The organism is Hungatella sp. SL.1.14 (assembly GCF_024460495.1).
Classification (GTDB): Bacteria; Bacillota; Clostridia; order Lachnospirales; family Lachnospiraceae; genus Hungatella; species Hungatella hathewayi.
Map to the genome: position 1 here is coordinate 1 of NZ_JANFYJ010000003.1, position 21,024 is coordinate 21,024.

The following is a 21,024-nucleotide window of genomic DNA, read 5'->3' on the forward strand; positions in this document are numbered from 1 at the left end:
TTTTTGTGCGTAATCATGTATAGGTGATCAGTAGTAGAGACATCTAAAATGAGTATGCTGCATATAGAAAATGTGATACAATTAAATTCCTTCTTTACAAAACAATATATGCGTGCTATAATAATTACGTTTTTGCTTTTCTAACTTGCGGCTTAGCTATATTGGCAGGCCGCATTTTTTGTATACATAACTGCATAAATTTAGCAGAGTAGAGTAAAAAAGCGTTGATTTATTGAGAAAAAAGTGATATGATTTTCCCAGCAGCTCTTCTTTGCGGTCGTCTAGGTATATTTCCCCCATATACCCGGGCGACTTTTATATGCGTATCTTACTATGTTACATCAACTGGCATCTGGTGATCGTTGCGTTAAAAACCACATAGCTGATATATCCACATCGATTATCGTTTCCGCCATCTCGCGGGTCTCCTGATACTTTGCGTTTCTGGCAGTCTGGGCGTGCCGCTGGTAAGTTTCAATTATTTCAAAAAACAATTCGACTGTTCTGTCCATTTTTCCCCCTTCTTTCTTTATAATTATATTTACCGGTAATTGATATTAACCGACCGGAAACTGGCCCGGCAAGACCGTGGCCAACGCCCAGGGCTACGCAAGTGACGGAGAGCAGGGCTACGTTATGGTGGATATCCCCGGCTGTTACTCTCTGATGGCCCATTCTACAGAGGAAGAGGTGGCAAGGGATTTTATCTGTTTTGAAAATCCGGATGCGGTCATCGTCGTCTGTGACGCCACCTGTCTGGAACGAAACTTAAACCTGGTGCTTCAGATCTTAGAGGCCAACAGGCGGGCGGTTGTCTGTGTCAACCTTATGGATGAAGCAAAGAAGAAATCCATTACGATCAGGTTCGATGTCCTGGAGGAGCGGCTGGGAGTTCCCGTCATCGGTACCACGGCCAGAAGCGGGAAAGGGCTGGAACAGATCTACGAAGGGCTTAACCGTGTGCTGGAACTGAAAAGAGAGATGGTGGAAGCAGAAGAGGTAGAGGCAGAAGAAGCCACAGAGGCAAAGGAAGCCACAGAGGCAGAAGAAGCCGTAGAAGCAGAAAAATCCGTAGACAGACGATTTGCGGAAAATCCGGCGCCGCGGATTCTTATCCGGTATCCGGAATACATTGAGGCGGCTATCGCCCGGCTTACCCCGGCGGTAAAGAAGACGGCCGGTGAAGGAGTCAATATCCGCTGGCTCTGTGCCCGTCTTCTGGATTCCAACGAAAATCTGATGGAGGCCGTCCGCAAATATCTCACACCGGTGGCAGAATCGGAGGAAGTCTCCTCCCTTCTGATGGAAATCCGGGAGGAATGGCAGGAACGCGGCATCTCGCAGAAACAGGTGAGCGATGATATGGCGTCCGTCTTTATCCGAAAAGCAGAATTTCTCTGCCGGGGCGCGGTTGTATTTGAAAATCAGACGTATGACAAGAAGGATCGCCTCCTGGACCGTCTGTTTACAAGCAAGGCCACAGGATTCCCCATTATGTTTCTGATTCTTCTGGGAGTTTTCTGGCTGACGATCACGGGAGCCAACTATCCGTCGGAACTGTTAAGCAGCGGCCTGTTCTGGCTGGAGGACCGGATCAGCGATCTGTTTCTTGCCGCCGGCATGCCTGTTGTCTTAAATGATCTTCTCGTCCACGGCGTTTACCGCGTGCTGGCCTGGGTTATTTCGGTTATGCTGCCGCCAATGGCAATCTTTTTCCCGCTGTTTACGCTTCTGGAGGACTTCGGTTATCTTCCTAGAGTTGCGTTTAACCTGGACCGGTGTTTCAAGCGCTGTGCCGCCTGCGGAAAACAGGCATTGACCATGTGCATGGGCTTTGGCTGCAATGCCGCCGGAATCATCGGCTGCCGCATCATCGACTCACCGAGGGAACGTCTGATCGCCATGATTACGAACAACTTTGTCCCATGCAATGGCCGTTTCCCGACCATGATTGCCATCATCACCATGTTTTTCGTGGGAAGTGCTGCCGGGGCATTTTCCTCCGTCCTGTCCGCTGCAATCCTGGCGGGAGTCATCGTGCTCGGCGTGCTCATGACGCTTCTGATTTCAAAGATTTTATCCGCTACCGTGTTAAAGGGCGTGCCCTCCTCCTTCACGCTGGAACTGCCGCCATACCGGAAGCCGCAGATTGGAAAGGTCGTCGTCCGCTCCATTTTCGACAGAACCTTATTCGTACTGGGCCGTGCCATCGCGGTGGCGGCACCGGCAGGGCTGATTATCTGGCTGATGGCGAACATCTCTGTGGGGGATGCAACGCTCCTGGCACACTGCTCCGGATTCTTAGATCCCTTTGCCCGGGTGATTGGAATGGACGGCGTTATACTGCTGGCGTTTATTCTCGGCTTTCCGGCTAATGAGATCGTGGTGCCGATCATCATCATGGCTTATCTGGCTGAGGGAAGCCTGCTGGATATCAGCGATCTATCGGTACTCCGGGACTTGCTGGTGAGCCATGGCTGGACCTGGATCACGGCGGTCAGCACCATGCTGTTCTCCCTGATGCACTGGCCCTGCTCCACGACGTGTCTGACAATCAAAAAAGAGACACAGAGTGTGAAATGGACGATTGCTTCCTTCCTGGTACCAACGGTTACGGGAATTGTCGTGTGTTTCTTATTTACGACCGCGGCGAGAGCATTTTTCTAGGAAAACAGAGGCAGAGACCGCAGCCATGTGTCAAATCATATGGTCTGCGGTCTCTGTTTTTGCTTAACCGCTGTTCTTCCTTGATTCCCGGTATTCTCCCGGTGTCATGTCTTCATACTTTTTAAATATTTTTGAGAAGTAATAAGAGTAGCTGAACCCTGTCTGTTCCGCAATTTCCTTGATGGAAAGGCTGGTTTCTTCCAGAAGCTTCCGGGATAGTTCTATCTTCTTCCGGTTTATATAATCATTGAAATTATAACCAGTCCTTTCCTTGATAATCTGGCTGATATAAAAACGGTTATAGTGGAAATGTTCAGTTAAATCCACCATCTGAATATTTTCTGTGAAATGTTCATTTAAGTAGGTAATGATTTCCTGGTCATCTGAGGCAGAGGACAGGCGTTCTGCAGAGCTGATGATTCTGCCTGTCATATCTTTAAGTTCTGCTTCAATCTTATCCAGATCATAGATTCCATCCATATACGGTGCGGGCATCTTCGAGATCGGGAAATCTCCGATGTCCAGCTTATTTTCATATATTACGTTATAGAGGCTGGAAAGAAGCTGAAAAAAGACAAAGGTGATCTCCTGTTTTTTTAAATGGTGGTACTGCTTCAGCTCGGAAAAAATGGCATGAAGCGCCTCAAGACTTTCTTCGTACAGCCCAAGACTTACCAAATGAGTGAAACGCCGTTCCTTTTCATAGGGATATTCGAAGGCGCTTCCCACATTTTTCTGAATCTGGTAGATGTTGATGACGGGAGAGTCGAATGTGGCGACGAAATTCAGCGCAGTGACCGAATCGGCATAACTTTTATACAGCTGCTGAATGGTTGGGACAAAACGGCCGATGCCGATATTGGTCTGAACATTCGTCTGCTGGAGAATACCGCGGCAAAGGTTTTCGGCGAATGCCGCAGCATCACCTATTTTCGACTCTTCATCCGCGTCTCCGGGTAAATGGAGTGCAATGGTGATTGCGTCCTTTTCTGTTTCGGCACAGAAGCCGGTGGCAGAGTCTGAGAACAACTGGCTTAAGATGGACAGAGTCTTTAATTTGACCTGCCATTTTTCATCCTCCGTATGTTGGCTGAATGCAGGTTTCAGAGTCATTACAATATAGTTTTCAAGCTTTAGACTGATATTCTGGCAGCGCAGTTTTTCCACCATCTCGTCCAGAGACCAGTCCGGAAGAGTGATGAGTTCTGTCAAAAGGTAATTCCGATAGATGGGAAGTGCCTCCTTTAAATGGGCCTTCATCGTCTGATTTTCTATCCTCATGCGTCCGATATAGTTATCGAGGGCCTCAAACTCCTCTGTATGAGCCGGTTCTGCTGAAATGATAGAGGAAAGGATCCTCCGGAGCGGACGAAACAGGCGGAGAAAGGCGTACAGGATAATGATGAGCGCGGCCAGAAACAGGGTGGCTACAAACAGGATGTAATAGATGTCAAGGCCGGCGAAGAGAACGGAGGGAGCCGGAGTTTCAAACAGGTAGATGAGCCCTGTGATTTCACTGACGAGTGTTGTCACAACCGTCTTATCGAAAATGACGGTGCCTTCGCCGGAAGATGGCCGTGTCCCCTCCCCCCAGATGCGTGAACCCTGGCTGTCAAATATGGACAGATGTTCACTGCCGGATACACAGTATTTGCGGACCAGTTCCTCTGATACGACTCTGGAGAAATTGATATTAACCACGAGGCAGCTCTGGCCATAGCCGTCAGAAGAGGGAACCTTCATGACGATGGAGGAAATGTTCTGCCCGCCGAGTACATGGCTATTGGAACGGCTGTACAGGGTGCGCAGACTTGTCCTTTTGTCCTGGGAAAGCATATGGGTGATGGGGGAGGGATCGAAAAAACGTTCAAACGGCATGGCGCCCATGGCTGTAGACAGAACCGTCTGGTAACCGGGCAGATAAAGATAGATGGAATCAAAGTATTCATTGACGGGCAGCATGGAGGAAAGATAGGACATGAGAGCCGTTTTGTGCTCAAAGGAATTGTCATAGGTTTCTACGATGCGGATGAATTCCCGGTTATTGTGCACCATGTTCCAGCAGGCAGTACGCATGAGATCCATGGAAGCATCAAACTCCCGTGATATCTGAAGTGCAGTATGATAGTTATCCTTCTTCAGCTGCTCTGTATACAGCTGCTGCGCCCGGTGGTTGTAAAGCAGCAGATTGAGAATAAGAATGAGGCACAGGGTCAGTGTCAGTAAAAGGACAAACTGTTTCTGTGCAGATTTTCGTGACGAAAAAGATTGATGCTTCATGGAAACTCCCCCTGTTTCTGATGAATAAAAACGTAGCTTTTTCTGGCGCTTCTGTGTCTGAATTATATCATTTGAGGAAATAAAAGTAAACAATCACAGGCGCTCTGCAATGGAGGGAAAATGGAAAAAACATCGAATTTGCGGGAAAAAACGGTGGGTAATAGATTTGTGAATCACATTTTTATTCATCGTGGGGCATCGGAGGAGTAAGGGGAAGTGTGCCGGGTGAGAGAATAGTTTTGTCAATTGCATTTATTATTATATACATTTGACCGGAAGGGGCTTAAGATGAAATTGCCAGCCATGGACAAGGCATTTCGTTTTTTATTACAATTGTTATATCTAAGGAGGAAGGGGCAATGAAGGTAATGACAGGTCCCCGGCCGGAGAACAGAGTCAGGAGCACATGCAGCTATATCTGGAGAAACAAGTACCTGTATCTGCTGATGCTTCCGGGAATCGTACTGCTGCTGGTGTTTAAATATGCACCCATGTATGGAATCCTGATGGCGTTTAAAGACTTCAGTTTCCGGGACGGAATTTTAGGCAGCCCATGGAATGATTTTGCACATTTTAAAAGGCTGTTTGCTTCACCGGATTTTTACAACGTTTTAAAAAATTCTATCGTATTAAATGTATTAAAGATTGTATTCTGTTTTCCCATACCGATCATACTTGCGGTCATGCTGAATGAAATCCGCTATAAGAGATTTAAAAAGATTACGCAGACGGCGGTGTATCTTCCATACTTTATATCCTGGGTGGTGCTGGTGTCAATTACCACAAATCTGTTGTCTACCAACGGAGGTCTGGTAAATGAACTGCTCAAAAGCCTGGGGATAGAGCCGATCATGTTTTTAGGGAAAAGCGAATGGTTCCGCCCTCTGATCGTGATTACCACCATATGGAAGGATACGGGATGGAATACCATCGTATATCTGGCGGCTTTGACGGCCATTGACCAGTCTCTTTATGAGGCAGCCATGGTAGACGGAGCATCGCATATTCAGAGAATCCTTCATATTACACTGCCCGGCATTGCCGCGACTATCGTTGTGCTGCTGATCTTAACCGTAGGTAAGGCAATGGAAAATGGATTTGAACAGATGTTCCTGTTTCAGAATTCGGTCAACATGCAGGTCTCCGATGTATTTGAAACGTATACCTACCGGGTAGGCATGGTGATGGGAGAATTCGCCTATGCTACCGCGGTCGGTTTATTCAAAGCGATAGTTGGTTTCATTCTGGTCGTAGGTTCTAACAAACTGGCCAATATGATGGGGCAGAAGGGAATCTATTGAGGGGGGAGGACACATGCTGAGAAGAAAAAAACTGAAGGGATTTTCGCTGTATGATTTCGTGATCTGTCTGTTTGTACTGGCGTTTGCAGTTCTCTGCATCCTGCCGTTCTGGTATACTTTTACATATTCCATTACACCGTATGCGGATTATTTAAAGAACCCGGTCAGCCTGATCCCGAGAAATGTTACGCTGGAGGCATATGCGGAGGCATTAAGATTCCCGCTGCTGACTACGGGATTTATTAATTCCATATTTATCGTAGTGGCAGGATCCGTGCTTCAGGTGCTGGTGCTGGTAATGACGGCTTACCCGCTGACAAAGAAGAATTTAAAGGGAACGAAAGCCGTAATGCTGCTGTATATCTTTACCATGTTTTTCTCAGGAGGAATTATACCAGAGTACTTCGTTATGCAGAAGCTTCATCTGATTAATTCGCTCTGGGCGCTGATTCTGTCCTCCGTAAACGGGGCATATTCCATCATACTGATGAAGAATTTTTTAAGCAGTATTTCGGAAAGCCTGACGGAGGCTGCTACAATCGATGGGGCCAATGACTTCCAGACGCTGTTTCGCATCGTGCTTCCTCTGTCAAAACCGGCGGTTGCCACCATGTTCCTGATGTATGCGGTGGTTAACTGGAACGAGTTTTTCAAGGCGATTATCTACACGACGAAACGGTCGGTATGGCCACTGCAGCTGGTTTTGCGGGAGATGATCCTGGAAGGAAATATGTCAGAGATGATGGCTGCCAATGAGCGGACGGTATTCCCGTTCAGCCTGCAGATGGCGACCGTGATGTTAAGTATAGTACCGATTATCTGTATGTATCCGTTTTTGCAGCGCTACTTTGTATCAGGGCTCACGATGGGGGCAGTAAAAGAATAAAAATTGAGAAGGAGAAGAAGATGATGGGTGATAGAAACATGAATGGAACGAAGAGTATGAAGAGAGTGGTGTGTTTATCCATGGCGGCGGTTTTGGCGGTATCCACTGCTGCATGCGGAAAAAAAGAGACAGAGACAGATGGAAATGGTGAGGCTCCAGCCACGATTCGTATCGTAACCAGTGTAGACGCGCAGTTCCAGGTTGATAACAATCCGGTTATTGAAGCTATTGAAAAAGCGGCCAATGTGAAACTGGAGATTGAGGTGCCTCCGATTAACAATTATCTGGATCGTTTAAATGTTATCATGGCATCAGGAGAACTGCCGGATATCGTCTTCCTTCAGGAAACCACGGATTCCTCTTTTTACAAATGGGCGGACGACGGGCTTTTAATCCCTCTCGACGAGTATCTGCCGTCACTTCCCAATGTCACGGCCAATACGACGGAGGAACAGCTGAAGGCGGGTGTGGTTCCCGCTTCCGGAAAACTGTATGCGTTTCCGCGGCCTCACGCGGAGAACTTTAACGGAGCGGTGATCCGTCAGGACTGGCTGGACAGGCTGGGATTAGAGCTGCCTGAGACAATCGAGGAGTTTGAGGAGGTGGCGACGGCGTTTACCTTCGATGATCCGGACGGGGATGGTCAGGATAATACATATGGATTTTCCATGACCAATGTGAATGATAATTATAATTACAACAATCTTTCCGTATTTTACAGTGCTTTTAACATACACAAGGCGTTTAGTCCGGATGAAAACGGAAAGGTCACGATAATACAGGATCAGCCGGGCTATTACGACATGATCGATTTCTTCCGGCGGATGTATGAGAAGGGCGTTATGGATCCGGAATGGTACACGAACCAGGGCTATGCGGAGACAGACAAATTTAAATTCGGGCAGACGGGGATTGATTCCCTGTATATCAAACCGGTCTCTCTTTTCAGTACGGATGTATATACCGGGACAAAGAGTGCGTTTCCGGAGTCCAGGCTTGGATTTATTTATCCGCTGAAGGCGGATGAAAATTCACAGAGTTATTATGAGACGCCTGCGTCCACCTGGGGCGGATATGCCGTTTCCAGCAGCTGTACTCAGGTAGAACGCGTTCTTCAGTTCATCGACTGGTGTTACTCAAAAGAGGGAAGGACCCTGATGAATCTCGGTGTCCAGGGAATTACCTATGACAGCTATACGACGACAGAGGACGGCACGCTGGCTAAGATAAATTATAAGGATGAGCAGTATGAGAACAGCCTGAAGTACGTCTCCAAGTATTTTACATTTATCACTGCATTGGATGGGATGCGTCTGGTCGCTGTCGGCGATTCCCCGGAAAATCAGGATGCCTATATTAACATGGAAACGACATACAGAAACAACGTGCAAATGGCGTATATTCCGACAATCCAGGTGCTGACGTCCTATTCCGCTCTTATGAAGGATAATCCGGAACTGGGATCCAAGCTGGATGAGGCATGTGCCAAATATATCATTGGAAACAGTACCCGGGAGGAGTTTGTGAACTATGTAGAAAATACATATGTTCCGCAATTTGCCGATGTGATTGCTGAGATGCAGGAATACTACGATACCAATTTAAAATAAGGGGATGAATGGGATGGAAAGAAAAAAGACAGCGGCATTTGAGTCCGCAGAATTGAAAGAAACGCTTCTTCCCGGGAGATATGCGCTTTCCAAAGAGCGTTTTCAGTATAAAAGGTTTCAGATTTCCAGGGAGAATTACGACAGACTTTCTGCGGTCCGCCTCACCATGGAGGTAACCAGCGGCAGGAGCGTGGTGGTGTTAAATCAGTATCTGGGAACAGAGCCGGAAGAAGTGGAGGGGCCAAACGCCGCGGTGCTATATCCGGCCAGCGTATGTGAGGCAGGGGAAAATGCTTTTGCATATAAGGGACAGGTAAAGCTAAAAGAGATTGAACTGGTCTATAAAGAGGATTCAGACACAGAGGCTGCATATAAAAGGCGGGAAACCGCCTGGATTGCGGACGGGACAGATCCCATCCTGGATACTGCCCAGTTCCTCCTTAATCTTCAGATACAGGAACCGGAACAGTCGCCGTTTAAAGGCGCCTGCTGGACGCTTTACGACTATGATGACGAATGTCCGCGGCTGGTCAACTGGCTGTGGGACAATGCCGTGGTGGTGGCCTGTATGGCGGAGCTTATCAAAAGCGGCTGTTATCCGGAAAAAGAAGCACTGTTTTTGCAGTTTGCCAGAGAGGCCGGAGAAGAATTTCTCCGCACTCAGATCCTGGAAGAAGGCAGCGAGGTTTACGGAGCACTGACGGCCAGGTGGGAATATCCGGGGCATCCGGAACATTCCTATGACTGCTATCTGGGGCCGAACGACGCGTCCTTTGCCGTTAAATGGGCGCTGCTTCCACTTTATGAACTGACAGGCGAAAGGCGGTATCTGGAGGCCTCCAGGCTGGCTCTCGACTGGGTTAAAAAATCCATCTATCTGCCGGACAGAGATTACCTGCCTCTGGATTACGATCTCACAGATGGAACGTGGGGAGATTATTCTATCATCGATACGGCATTTATTCCGGAGGGCTTTACGGAGTATGACCGGCTAAACCGCACCTGCGGGTACGAAGAGGACAGCCGGTTTTTCATGGATCGGTTTATCAGACAGTATCGCCTGGATAATGGATTTTACGGTCAGAATTACCACCCGGATACCGGAGTGGACCAGGTCCTCTTCACCAGAGGGCTGGGCTGGACGATCGAGGGACTGCTGGCGGCATACAGGGGAACCGGGGAAGAACGCTATTTAAAAGAAGCGGCTGCGCTGGCGCGTCTGACCGCGGAAGAACAGAATGAGGATGGATCCTTCAGCTATATTCTGGGGTATGAGGGGGTTCCGGCGCAGGAGGATAAAGACGGTACGGGAGTCTGTGAGAAAGCGACTGCCATTCTGGCCTATCTGTTCTACGACATCTGCACCCTGGATCAGACACAGAAGGAGCTAATCGAATCAGCAGACAGGGCCGTGAGCTGGTGTGAAGCCAATATTCACAAAGGGCCGGGGACCGGATACGGTGGAATTAAGGCTGCGGGAATCCGGTCCGGAATAACCTGCATGTCGTATTTAACGATTGCAACACAGTATGCCAACGCATTTTATATACTGGCGAAGTTAAAAAGGAGAGAGATATCATGCCTGAAAACAGAGTCATTCAGATAGAGGTTCCAACGAAACAGAAAGCCGGCAGCTATGAGCTGAGAATTTACAGCGACCGCAATGAACCGATCGTGAAAGAGAGTGATGCCTCTCCTGAGGATCCGGGGAGAGAGAGCCGGCTGTACGGGACAAAGTATGAGGGGATGTTTAATTTTAACTATTTGTTTCCCGTGGTGGATTTCGAATACGATGAGACAATGGAAGGCGTTCTTCTGTTTGAAGACGTTTTTTACGGGACATGGGCGATGAATCCCATGTATCACGGGGAGAAGCGTTTTCCCTTATCCTCAAAGGTCGTAGTTCCCGGCTGTTTTCTTGAGTGGTGGGAGAATATGTTTCATTACGATAATCCACAGGCGGGAGCGCTGGAATTTTATATGAGAAAAGTATATCCTTCCGAAACAGAGATGGTGAAAGAAGACATCAGGCTTCTGACCGATCAGTGGAAGGGGCGCATAGCTGTATGGGGAATTATGGAGGACAGTGAAACACTGCTGTGGGAGAAGGCGTTTGAGTTTGATTCCAATGGTCAGACGGAGCACGGAACGGGTACCCGGACCGGAAAGGAGCATGAAACCACTGGACGGCTGTCCAGAGAGACTCTGCTGGCCGCGTTGGAGGAAGACCTGGATTTTATTATGAAATCCCGGAACCGAAATCCGTATAGTGCGGTACCGGGAGGAACCTTTCTATTTTACGATTACGATGCCAGGACGTTCCGCCAGCGAAATTGGCTGTGGACCTTCGGTCCTGCTATGCAGACGCTGTTAAAGGCCAGGGATATACCGGAGATATCCGAACGGTACGGTTCAGACCAGCTGTTGGAAACCGCTGTCGCAATGGGAGACTTATGCGTGAATAACCAGGAACTGGATCCTGAAAAGCCCAATTACGGGCTGCTCCTGTGCCGGCTGGACCATGATACAGTCAACAGCAGGGTGGGCTATGAACTGAAATATTCCCCGCCGGACGGCTTATTCCAGGCCGGCTGGGGGATGATGCCCCTGTACCGGGCTACGGGGGATAAACGCTATCTGGAATTCTGCCGTATCATGACGGAGGCGACAGGACGCCTTCTGGATCGGGATGTGATGATCCAGCAGGATTACTTTGCAGTGACGAAGAGCTGGAAGACGAACACCATGGATGAGGCAGGCTTCGGCATGGAGGGAATTGCGGAGTTGTATCTGGATACCGGGGATCCCCGTATTGCGGAGATCGGCCGCAGATACATTGACCAGCTGATCCGGTACTTCGAGATGCCGGACGGCACATGGGCCCGGAATTATTTCCGGCACAGCCGGACTGTGGAACCGCCGTTTGATTTGACGAGGGGAGCAGGATGGGCCATGATGGGAATCTCGTCCGCCGCACGCATGGGACTGGGGGAGGAATACTTTGAAAAATGCCGCCGCATGGCCTCTGTCCTTATGAACTATCAGAATGAGGATGGCAGCTGGTGGTACCGCTTCAGTGAGGCGGACCCGGTAAACGGAATCGCAGAGAAGGGAACTGCGGTGTGGGCCGTTATGTTCTACCGGCTCTATAAAATGACCGGGGACGCCGCATATCTGGAGACGGCCAGAAAGGCTCTTGGCTGGCTGATCGGCAATCAGTATCGTGGTGCAGACCGGGACGGACGAGGCGGAGTTCCGGTGGCAGGTCCCATGTCCGGGGTATCCTACCGGCCGTTTTTCCGTATGGCATGTCAGTACACTGCCGGATTTCTGGGGCTGGCGCTGATTGAAGAACTGGGGCTGAAAAGTCAGGACAAATGAGGAAGGAGCGAAGCAGGATGCTGGCTGGATTAGAACAGGACTGTGTCTGGCTGGAGGAAGCCAGGCAGAAGCTTATTGAAAAAATGGAATGGGTAAGCCGCGCTTCCGCCGGTAAAATTCCGTATACCACCGTAAACGGACGACACGACGACCGCTCGGATAACTCTGCTGATTGGGATATGGGAAACGGAATCAACTGGTGGACCAATGGATTCTGGGGTGGTATTCAGTGGCTGATGGTTCAGGCGACGGGAGATGAACGTTACGTGACCATTGCCCGTGAAACGGAGGGGAAGCTGGACCGGTGTTTTGAACTGTACGAAGGGCTTCACCACGACACCGGGTTTATGTGGCTGCCTACCGCGGTAGCGGATTACCGTCTGACCGGAGACCCTCTTTCACGAAGGCGTGGGCTGCATGCGGCCAATCTGCTGGCCGGAAGGGTTAATATAAACGGCGGGTATATCCGTGCCTGGAACGAAAGCTTTTTTGGCGGAAATGCGGCGGGACTGGCTATTATTGACTGTATGATGAATATTCCGCTCCTCTACTGGGCATCAGAGGAACTGGACGATCCCAGGTACCGCAGTGTGGCCATGCTTCATGCGGACACAGTACTGCGAACCTTCTTCAGACCGGATGGCTCCTGCAGCCACATCGTGGAATTCGACCCGGTGACAGGGCAGAAGGTGAGAGTACATGGCGGACAGGGGCTTCGGGAGGATTCTTCCTGGACGAGAGGCCAGGGCTGGGCAATCTACGGATTTGCCGTCAGCGCGCGCCATACCGGGGAAGCCAGATATTTGCAGGCAGCCAGAAAAACAGCAGATTATTTTATCAGCAGGATACCGGAAAGCGGCCTCATCCCCGTGGATTTTGAACAGCCGGAGGTTCCGGCGTGGGAGGATTGTGCAGCGGCTGCTATTGCAGCCTGTGGGCTGATTGAACTTGCGGAACAGCTGGATGAAAAAGAAGGAAAACCGTATTTGCGGCAGGCTCTCAGGCTGTTAAAAACATTGTATGTGTACCGATGCAACTGGAGCAGGGAAGAGGACTGCATACTTGAAAACTGTACGGCAGCCTATCACGGGAAGGAGCATCATATCCATATGATCTATGGGGATTATTTTTTCATGGAGGCGGTATTCCGTCTGTGTCAGCCCATGGTTTCCATGTGGTGATTAAAGAAAAAAGCAGTGTGACACGTAACGGTGGTCACACTGTTTTTTTTGCATGTAACGAGCTGGGGGAATAAAAATCAAAAATATTACAGGTTAAATCGTAATATTTTACATGTATTTTTCAAAAAGTTGTAACCGTTTATAAAAACATGTAATTTTTCACAATAAGAAAAGAAATGAAATAATTAATTACATTCAAATGTCCCAAAATAATTGCTAAAATAAAACAAATCTTAGAAAGGAAGGGAGGATATGAATAAAAAATACAGGAAAAAAGCTTATTGTCCCGACACAATTGGCAAAAATCTGGTGGCACAGAAAGTTTCCTGTATGCGGAAGGCAATAAGCTTATGACTTATTATATCAGAAAAAAGGTTTTGTGAAAAGGATTCCTGTTTATAAAAGACGTCATCAGCTTCTGCCTTGTAACCAGTCATTAAAATCAGGGAGGCAAGGAAAATGAAGATGAAACAAATGGCAAAACAATCCCTTTGTTTTCTGCTCAGCGCGGGTATGGTTATGAACAGCGGAATGATGTTCAATCCGCCGGCTTACGCTGCGGCAGACTCAAACGTCCATGAAATTACCGTGGATGGGGATGTGATTGACCCGGTAAATACCTTTAGGGGATTTGGGGCAGTTACCTGCAACAACACGTCGAGACTGCTCATGGACTACAAAGAGGAGCATCCGGACAAGTACTGGGAGATGATGGAGCTTCTGTTCAATCCGGAAAAGGGCGCCGGCTTAAATCACATTAAAGTGGAAATGGGCGGAGATGTCAATTCTTCTTCCGGCACGGAACCGGCGACGATGCGTTCCCCCGAGGAAGAGGCTAACGTGCTGCGCGGAGCCGGATGGCATTTTGCAGCGGATGCCAAGACGATTAATCCGGACATTACCGTAGAAATTCTCCGTTGGGGAGAGCCGAAATGGACCCAGGAGGGGATTGGATACGAAACTTCGGAAAATCCAAAGTACGAAGCAAGATATCAGTGGTATAAGAAGACCATCGATGCGGTTTACGACGAATATGGCTACGAAATCAATTACGTAAGCCCTGGGCAGAATGAGCGCCGCAGGGATTACGGTGACAATACGGCATGGATTAAATACTGTGCGAACCGTCTGAATGAGGACGCAGAAAAAGAGGATGCGCGTTACGACTACAGCCAGATACAGATCGTGGCAGCGGATACGCATTCAAACAGCAAGGATATTGCGGGACGCATGCTGAGTGATTCGGAACTCATGGATCTGGTAGATGTCGTTTCGGATCACTATACCCTGTACGGCAATTCTGATTTAACGAAGGTGAATCAGGAATATGGAAAGGAAATCTGGTACAGCGAAGCAATCGCTCCGATGATTAATGCAAAATACCGGATTAACGTAGATCCGGACCGGGGCGGCGTAGGCGGAAAGGTTGGAATGGCAGATTTGGCCACCCGCTTTATCAACAGCTACAGCTATTCGGATGCAGGAGACAATCCGGCCCGAATGACCCGGTTTGAATTTCAGCCGGCGATCGGCGCCTTTTATGAAGGAAGTGCCTACAGCCCGAAACAGCTGATTGGCGCCTTTGATCCGTGGTCGGGTTATTACGATGCAGACGGCGGTCTGCAGATGGTAGGCCATTTTATGGAATTTGCAGACCTCGGCTGGAATTACCTTCCGGATGCCTGCTATGGAGACGGCTCCTACAGCGACGGCGGCGTTCTGGCTGATACGGGTACCAACAATTATCTGACCTTAAAGGATCCGGATACCGATGATTACTCCATGATCTTTGCAAACAACACATCCCAGACGAGAAAGTACAAGGTGACGGTTAAGAACTTAAAGAAGGCTTCCAGTCCGTTAAATGTATGGGAGACCAGGGGTCCTGACGAGGGGCAGGAATACGACAGCAACTGGATGCAGATGGTGGATTCCTTTACTCCGAATAAGGAAAGCTACGGTGTCTACAGCTTTACCTTAACTGTAAAGCCGTATTCCATTAAGACGGTGACCAGTCTTCTGGACCGGGGACAGGAGTACAGCCCGGGACAGAATGATCCCAATGTGGACCGCGATGTGCTGGCGCTTCCTTATACCGATGATTTCGAGTATGCGGATTATGATACGGATGAAAAAGGAAGAACTTATCTGGAGCGGAGAGGAGGAACTCCAAGATATACGACAGACCAGTACGGCGCCTTTGAAGTACGGGAGGGAAGCTTTGGAAACCATGTGCTGACCCAGATGATCAACTATGACAACCGGCCCTACGACTGGAACGTCTGGGGGAATGGAACCGATGAGAACAGCCAGACAACCGGCCGGCCGAGAACGGTACTGGGAGACCACCGGTGGACGAATTATACCGCGGGGATCGACTTTAAACTTGATCTGACAAGCCCGGAATGCTTTGAAAATTATGCGGGAATTGGCGTCAGAGAGGTCGTGCACGAGGGAACGAACGCCAATGATATAGCTACCTATACCTTCCAGGTCTTTCAGAACGGTTCGTACCAGCTCAGCTGCCGTACCGGCAAGAGTGTAAAGGGCACACTGGAGAATTTCGACAGCACAGTCTGGCATAATATGCAGTTATCTGCGGATGAAAATGTGCTGACAGCCTATGTAGACGGAAAAAAGGCAGCAGAACTGGTGGATGACAATCATACCTCCATGAGCGGCCGTGTCACACTGACCAGTGGTTTTTATAACACGCAGTTCGATAATCTGGAGGTGCTGCCGATTGAGGGAAAAGCAGCGGCGGCAGAACAGAAGCTGGATGACACCAGTGAACTGATTACATGGAACGGAAACTGGAATCATGTGCTGAACGAGGGCTATGGCCATTACAACCGTACAAGAACTTACGGCGGCTCCATAGAGAAGGGCGTATATGCACATAACAGCGGCCAGATCCGTTACTACAAGGGCGGCAACCCGCTGGCCTGGGGATCAAACGACAGCAATGCCTGGGGAAGCGCGGCGGATGAGGCGCACTATGAATTTGATTTCTATGGCACAGGAATTGAAATCTTCGGGGAAGCAAACGGAAGTAATGGAACCGGTGACGTCTATGTAGACGGGGAAAAAGTGGGAACCGTCAATTATAATTCCGGAAATGGCGGTACAGGCCATAATGTATTTAACCTGGATCTGGATCCTGACCAGCTTCACACCCTGAAGGTGACGGCAACCAGCTCCTTTATCAGCCTTCAGAAATTAAAAGTAATCGGCGAGCCGGATGATTCCGGTGAATCAAGAGAAAATTCCTTCAGTCTTACCTTCCATGGAACAGGCATCCAGGTATTTGGCAATTCCGGTGCCGCCACGATAAAGGTTGAGGTAGATGGAGAAATCAGGGAGGCGGCATATCAGACGCCGGCAGCGGGCAACCGCCAGACCACATATGCACTCCAGAACCTGCCGGAAGGAGAGCACACTGTAAAAATTACAGTAGAAGGCGGCACCTACTATGTAGATGGAATCGACGTGCTTGGCACAGCGGCCGAGGGCGCTGCGGTAAACACGGCAAAGCTGCTGACACTGATCGATACGGCAAAGAAGCTGACCAATGATGATGAAACGTATATGCCTGAAGACTGGGAGAATTTCCGGAAAGCGATTACAGCGGCGGAGGAAGCACTTGCCGGCGGCAGCGCCGAGGCTGTGAACCAGGCTTACTTAGCACTCCGCAATGCGATGGAGAAGCTTGGGCTGGCAGGCGCCATTACCGAGGTTACGGGACTTGAGAAGCTTTATATAACGACAAAAGGTACAGTCCCCAGGATGCCGGACAGAGTTTCCATTATCCGTCTTGACGGAAAAGTATCTGAGGCGGATGTTGTATGGAACCTGTCGGAAGAGCAGTTTGACACCGTTTATAAAACAGTAGAAGTAACCGGAGAGGCCGGGGAAGATAAGTATCCGGTGAAAGCCAGAGTTATGACAGTTCCGCAGGAACTCCGGTATTACATTGACTGCGCGGCTGACGTGCCTGTGAATCCCAACGGAGGCGGGGCGTTAGAGATCCGTTCCTCAGTCTATGAAGCAGTAGAAAAGTATTTTGAGGCTGGCGGAAAAGCGCTGCTTAACGATACCGCAGATCAGAAGTATGGTTCCGCAGCAGAACAGTGGGGATTTGAGATCACGGATTCCAAAAATCCCTTAAAGCCAAGTCCGGATGGAGCAGAAGGCGAGTATGATAACTCCTATACGGCCGGTTGGAGGACAAACGGTTCAGAGATTGTCTATCACCTGACACTGGATGCCGGTACGTATAAGATCACAAACGGATTCCATGACTGGTATGGAAGCCGTTCAAGGGATATGAGACCGGAACTGATCTATAAAGATGAAAACGGACAGGAACAGAAAATTACGTTTGACACCATTTTATCCCGTGGAACGGATATGGCGGTAACCAATAAATTTACGCTTCCGGTAAGCGGTGATGTAACCTATAAGCTGGTACACGCAGCCAATGAAAAGCCGATCATCAGCTGGCTGGCCGTGGAAGAATCTGCGAATTTAACGAGTATTGAAGTCAGTAAAATGCCGGATAAGACCATGTACTCCATCGGTGAAAAGCTGGATACAACAGGAATGGAGGTAACAGGCTATTACGATAACGGCACTGAAAGAAAACTGAGTGACAGCCAGTATTCCGTATCCGGATTTGATTCTTCTGTACCGGGAGAAAAGACCGTAACCATCACGGCGAAAGAAGATAACGTGACAGCGACAGTCAAGGTTACGGTTGGCGGCGACTCGGTGGAGGACATACCTGTGCTTCCGGTTGTGGCAGCGGAGGATCAGCTTCCTGAGACACTCACATTAAAAGTAAATGGAGAGATCAGGGATACGGCAGTAACCTGGAACTTAAAAGAAGGAGACTGGAGCCTTCCGGGAAGCACAGTGAAGCTGGAAGGCGTCCTTGAAAATCTGGACGCAGGAACCATCAGCTGGTCTCCGGTGGTTTACAGCAGTACGCAGGTGTACTTTATCGACTGCGGAATCGGTGTGAAGCGTGGAACCGTGGATAACACCGGCAGGACTTCAGAAATCTTTAACGCAGTGCACGATGCGGTGAAATATTTGAAGAACGACGTTCCGGATCAGGCAGGAGACGGCAATTCATGGGGAAGCGGCTCGGACTATGACGGCATAAAGGGATATGAAGAGAACCATGGTCTTCACGCAACCGGTTATTTCGGAAAGAACAGCATCGGAGATTCCTTTACTTACAAAGTGACCCTGGATGCAGGGGAATACAATATCACAACCGGACATACCGAGTGGTGGTCAGGCAACAGCCGTACCACAAAGGTGACAGCTTCCTATATTGGAACGGATGGAACCGTTGTAAAGACAGAACTGGGCAGCAGCGGCTCTACAGGGGGAACCCAGTGGAAGGAACTGTACGTACAGGGACATTTATCCGTACCTGAGAATGATACGGAAGTCACCCTGACGTTTACAGCAGCAGAGGCAAAGGGAGCGGCAGTTTCCTATATTGCCATTGAAAGAGGCGAAGCGCCCGTCACAAAGCAGGCCATCAATAAGATAAAGGTGGATACCATGCCAAACAAAACCGTCTATGAGTTAGGCGAGGAATTCGAACCTGTGGGCATGGTCATAAACGGATATCATGGAAGTGAACTGGTTCGTGAATTGAAAGAAGAGGAATATACCATGGATGGACCGGATATGAATGAAGCCGGGCTCTCCAAGGTAACAATTACTTATGAGGACGAAAACGGAAAAGAATATTCCGCAATTTTCAGAGTAACCGTTTACGATCCGGAGGATTTGAGAGCAGACAGTATTAAGGTGGTAAGGGAACCGGAGAAAACCGTATATCTTCCGGGTGAAAACTTTGATGCAGACGGCATGGAAGTACGTCTTCTGCTGAAGGCTACAGCCAGCAATGCTGTCCCTGCCAGGGCAGAAAAGCTGGAAGACGGAGAGTACGATGTAGTCAGTGATCTCTCTGATCCGGGAAGAAGAAGTGTCGAAATCTGTTATTCTTATTTCGATGATAACGGGGAAGAAAAAGTGCTGAGGGATACGATTAAGGTAACCGTATTGGATGAAGAGGACGAGTTTTACCAGAAAGGCATCAGCATCGCGAAGCAGCCAAAGAAAACCGTATATCCTGTGGACGGACAGTTTGATCCGGAGGGAATGGAAGTAGAGACCGTCATGAAGGCCAGCACCAGCAACGCCTCCTATGCGGAAAAAACTCTGGATTATGAGATTGGTAAATACGACTTCTCCGAACCGGGAAATAAGAAAATTAAGGTAACCCAGACGGGAACCGGAAAGGATGGAGAGGAAAAAGACTTTACTGCAGTAATAGAAGTAACGGTAACAGAAAACGAGGCGCTGGTGATGGAAGACAGGCTTGATTCCGTGATCCGCGATGCCTCCGAGATATTCGACAATGATACCGCAGCATATCGCACCATAAAGGAAAAACAGGATGCCGCCTCTGCCCTTCGTCATTCAGCAGCAGAAAGCTTTGCAGAGTATGAAGGCGAATTATCCAAAACAATGGTCCGGCAGATTGGAGAACTGGAAGACTACTTTATGGAGGCGTATCCCAATATCACCGTAAGAGTCAGCGGCGATCGTAATCTTACGGAAGGTGCAGCCGTCACCGGCGCAGTTCTGAGCGCTGATGCGGAACAGGAGAACCAGGTGATTACCCTGATGATGGAAGAAGCGGAAATACCGGATGGTCTGCCGGAGGTAAAAGCAGTGAAAGCGATGGATATCCGTCTGATGGTATCGGATGAGGAAATTCAGCCGGTGGTACCGCTGTTTTTGACAGCCAGAATACCGGAGGGGATAAGTCAGAAAAACCTGGTGATCTATCACGTAACAGAATCCGGGGAGATTGAAACCATAATACCGGAAACTGCCGATAACATGATGAGCTTTGGCGTATCATCCTTAAGTACCTTTGCAGTGGCAAATCCGGGAACGCTGACCGTTACAGGCATCAGGATTACAGCGAAACCGTACAAAACCGTTTATCAGATCGGTGAGTCCTTCGAGGCAGACGGCATGGTCGTGACGGCCGTCTATGAAAACGGTACGGAGGCAGTCGTAACAGAGTATGAACTGTCTAGTTTTGACTCTGCTTCAGCAGGAATCAAGCATGTTGTTATTACATACGGCGGCCGCAAGGCGATTCTGGATGTTACGGTTAAGTCAGAAACAGGGGACGAGCCGGATGACGGAGATAATCCGGGCAGCAGCGGCGGAAGCGGCAGCAGCGGAAGCAGCAGTGGAAGCAGGCCAAGGGTTAATACAACATCGACGGTAACAGGGACCTGGATGCAGGATCAGACCGGCTGGTGGTTTGCAAAGACGGCCGGCGGATACGTAAAAGCCGAGTGGGCGCAGATCAATGGAACCTGGTATTATTTCGGTGAAGACGGTTATATGAGAACCGGCTGGATACTGTCCGGTAACCAGTGGTATTACTTACAGCCAGATGGCTCCATGACAGATAACAACTGGATCTGCTACAAGGATCACTGGTATTTCCTGCAGCCTGGAGGAGCGATGGCCGTGAGCGGCTGGGTGACATGGAATGGCCGCAGCTATTACCTGAATGCGGATGGTACCATGGCCGTAAATACAACTACACCAGATGGATATGTCACAGGTGCCGACGGCGCCCGTATCTGATCTGAGAACAGCATCTGAGG

General features: G+C 49.2%; 10 protein-coding genes. 8 read left to right on the forward strand and 2 right to left on the reverse strand.

All coding sequences use genetic code 11. The annotated features are described in order from the left end of the window. Positions 1-341: 341 nt before the first annotated feature. Entirely contained in the window at positions 342-512 is a 171-nt protein-coding gene (locus NE473_RS04070) for a GNAT family acetyltransferase (RefSeq protein ID WP_118078013.1), read from the reverse strand. A 76-nt stretch (positions 513-588) separates the two neighbouring features. Between NE473_RS04070 and feoB the strand changes: the two genes are divergently transcribed. Further along, positions 589-2,667 (forward strand): ferrous iron transporter B, encoded by a 2,079-nt coding sequence (feoB, locus tag NE473_RS04075; protein ID WP_242866069.1) that lies wholly within the window; start codon positions 589-591, stop codon positions 2,665-2,667. Between the two features lie 63 nt (positions 2,668-2,730). Here feoB and NE473_RS04080 read toward each other — a convergent pair whose 3' ends face one another. Then, complete coding sequence (locus tag NE473_RS04080) at positions 2,731-4,947, reverse strand: helix-turn-helix domain-containing protein (RefSeq protein ID WP_055649243.1); 2,217 nt, start codon at positions 4,945-4,947, stop codon at positions 2,731-2,733. Between the two features lie 359 nt (positions 4,948-5,306). On the opposite strand from NE473_RS04080, the gene NE473_RS04085 reads away from it, so the two are divergent. The 7 genes from NE473_RS04085 to NE473_RS04115 all read left to right on the forward strand — a co-directional run bounded on the left by NE473_RS04085 (position 5,307) and on the right by NE473_RS04115 (position 21,004). Further along, positions 5,307-6,248: an ABC transporter permease gene (locus NE473_RS04085; RefSeq protein WP_138312881.1), complete on the forward strand. Its 942-nt coding sequence runs from the start codon at positions 5,307-5,309 to the stop codon at positions 6,246-6,248. A gap of 13 nt (positions 6,249-6,261) precedes the next feature. After that, on the forward strand, positions 6,262-7,134 hold the full coding sequence (locus NE473_RS04090) for a carbohydrate ABC transporter permease (protein WP_055649244.1): 873 nt from the start codon (positions 6,262-6,264) through the stop codon (positions 7,132-7,134). A gap of 20 nt (positions 7,135-7,154) precedes the next feature. Continuing rightward, entirely contained in the window at positions 7,155-8,744 is a 1,590-nt protein-coding gene (locus NE473_RS04095) for an extracellular solute-binding protein (RefSeq protein ID WP_081034807.1), read from the forward strand. Between the two features lie 13 nt (positions 8,745-8,757). Further along, positions 8,758-10,350 (forward strand): glycoside hydrolase family protein, encoded by a 1,593-nt coding sequence (locus NE473_RS04100; protein ID WP_055649246.1) that lies wholly within the window; start codon positions 8,758-8,760, stop codon positions 10,348-10,350. Further along, a complete protein-coding gene (locus NE473_RS04105; RefSeq protein ID WP_055649247.1) occupies positions 10,323-12,125 on the forward strand; it encodes a glycoside hydrolase family protein in 1,803 nt (600 codons plus the stop codon). Before NE473_RS04100 ends, NE473_RS04105 begins: the two co-directional genes overlap by 28 nt. A gap of 17 nt (positions 12,126-12,142) precedes the next feature. Beyond that, positions 12,143-13,306: a glycoside hydrolase family 88 protein gene (locus tag NE473_RS04110; RefSeq protein ID WP_055649248.1), complete on the forward strand. Its 1,164-nt coding sequence runs from the start codon at positions 12,143-12,145 to the stop codon at positions 13,304-13,306. Positions 13,307-13,765: 459 nt separating this feature from the next. Then, the gene (locus tag NE473_RS04115; RefSeq protein WP_148509398.1) at positions 13,766-21,004 is read left to right on the forward strand and encodes a bacterial Ig-like domain-containing protein; all 7,239 of its coding nucleotides are present in this window, start codon (positions 13,766-13,768) and stop codon (positions 21,002-21,004) included. Positions 21,005-21,024: the final 20 nt, after the last annotated feature.

Coding starts and splice junctions, on each gene's coding strand:
- NE473_RS04110 (WP_055649248.1), top strand. CDS start 12,143: ATGCTGGCTGGATTAGAACAGGACTGTGTCTGGCTGGAGGAAGCCAGG.
- NE473_RS04090 (WP_055649244.1), top strand. CDS start 6,262: ATGCTGAGAAGAAAAAAACTGAAGGGATTTTCGCTGTATGATTTCGTG.
- NE473_RS04105 (WP_055649247.1), top strand. CDS start 10,323: ATGCCTGAAAACAGAGTCATTCAGATAGAGGTTCCAACGAAACAGAAA.
- NE473_RS04085 (WP_138312881.1), top strand. CDS start 5,307: ATGAAGGTAATGACAGGTCCCCGGCCGGAGAACAGAGTCAGGAGCACA.
- NE473_RS04095 (WP_081034807.1), top strand. CDS start 7,155: ATGATGGGTGATAGAAACATGAATGGAACGAAGAGTATGAAGAGAGTG.
- NE473_RS04115 (WP_148509398.1), top strand. CDS start 13,766: ATGAAGATGAAACAAATGGCAAAACAATCCCTTTGTTTTCTGCTCAGC.
- NE473_RS04100 (WP_055649246.1), top strand. CDS start 8,758: ATGGAAAGAAAAAAGACAGCGGCATTTGAGTCCGCAGAATTGAAAGAA.
- NE473_RS04080 (WP_055649243.1), bottom strand. CDS start 4,947: ATGAAGCATCAATCTTTTTCGTCACGAAAATCTGCACAGAAACAGTTT.
- NE473_RS04070 (WP_118078013.1), bottom strand. CDS start 512: ATGGACAGAACAGTCGAATTGTTTTTTGAAATAATTGAAACTTACCAG.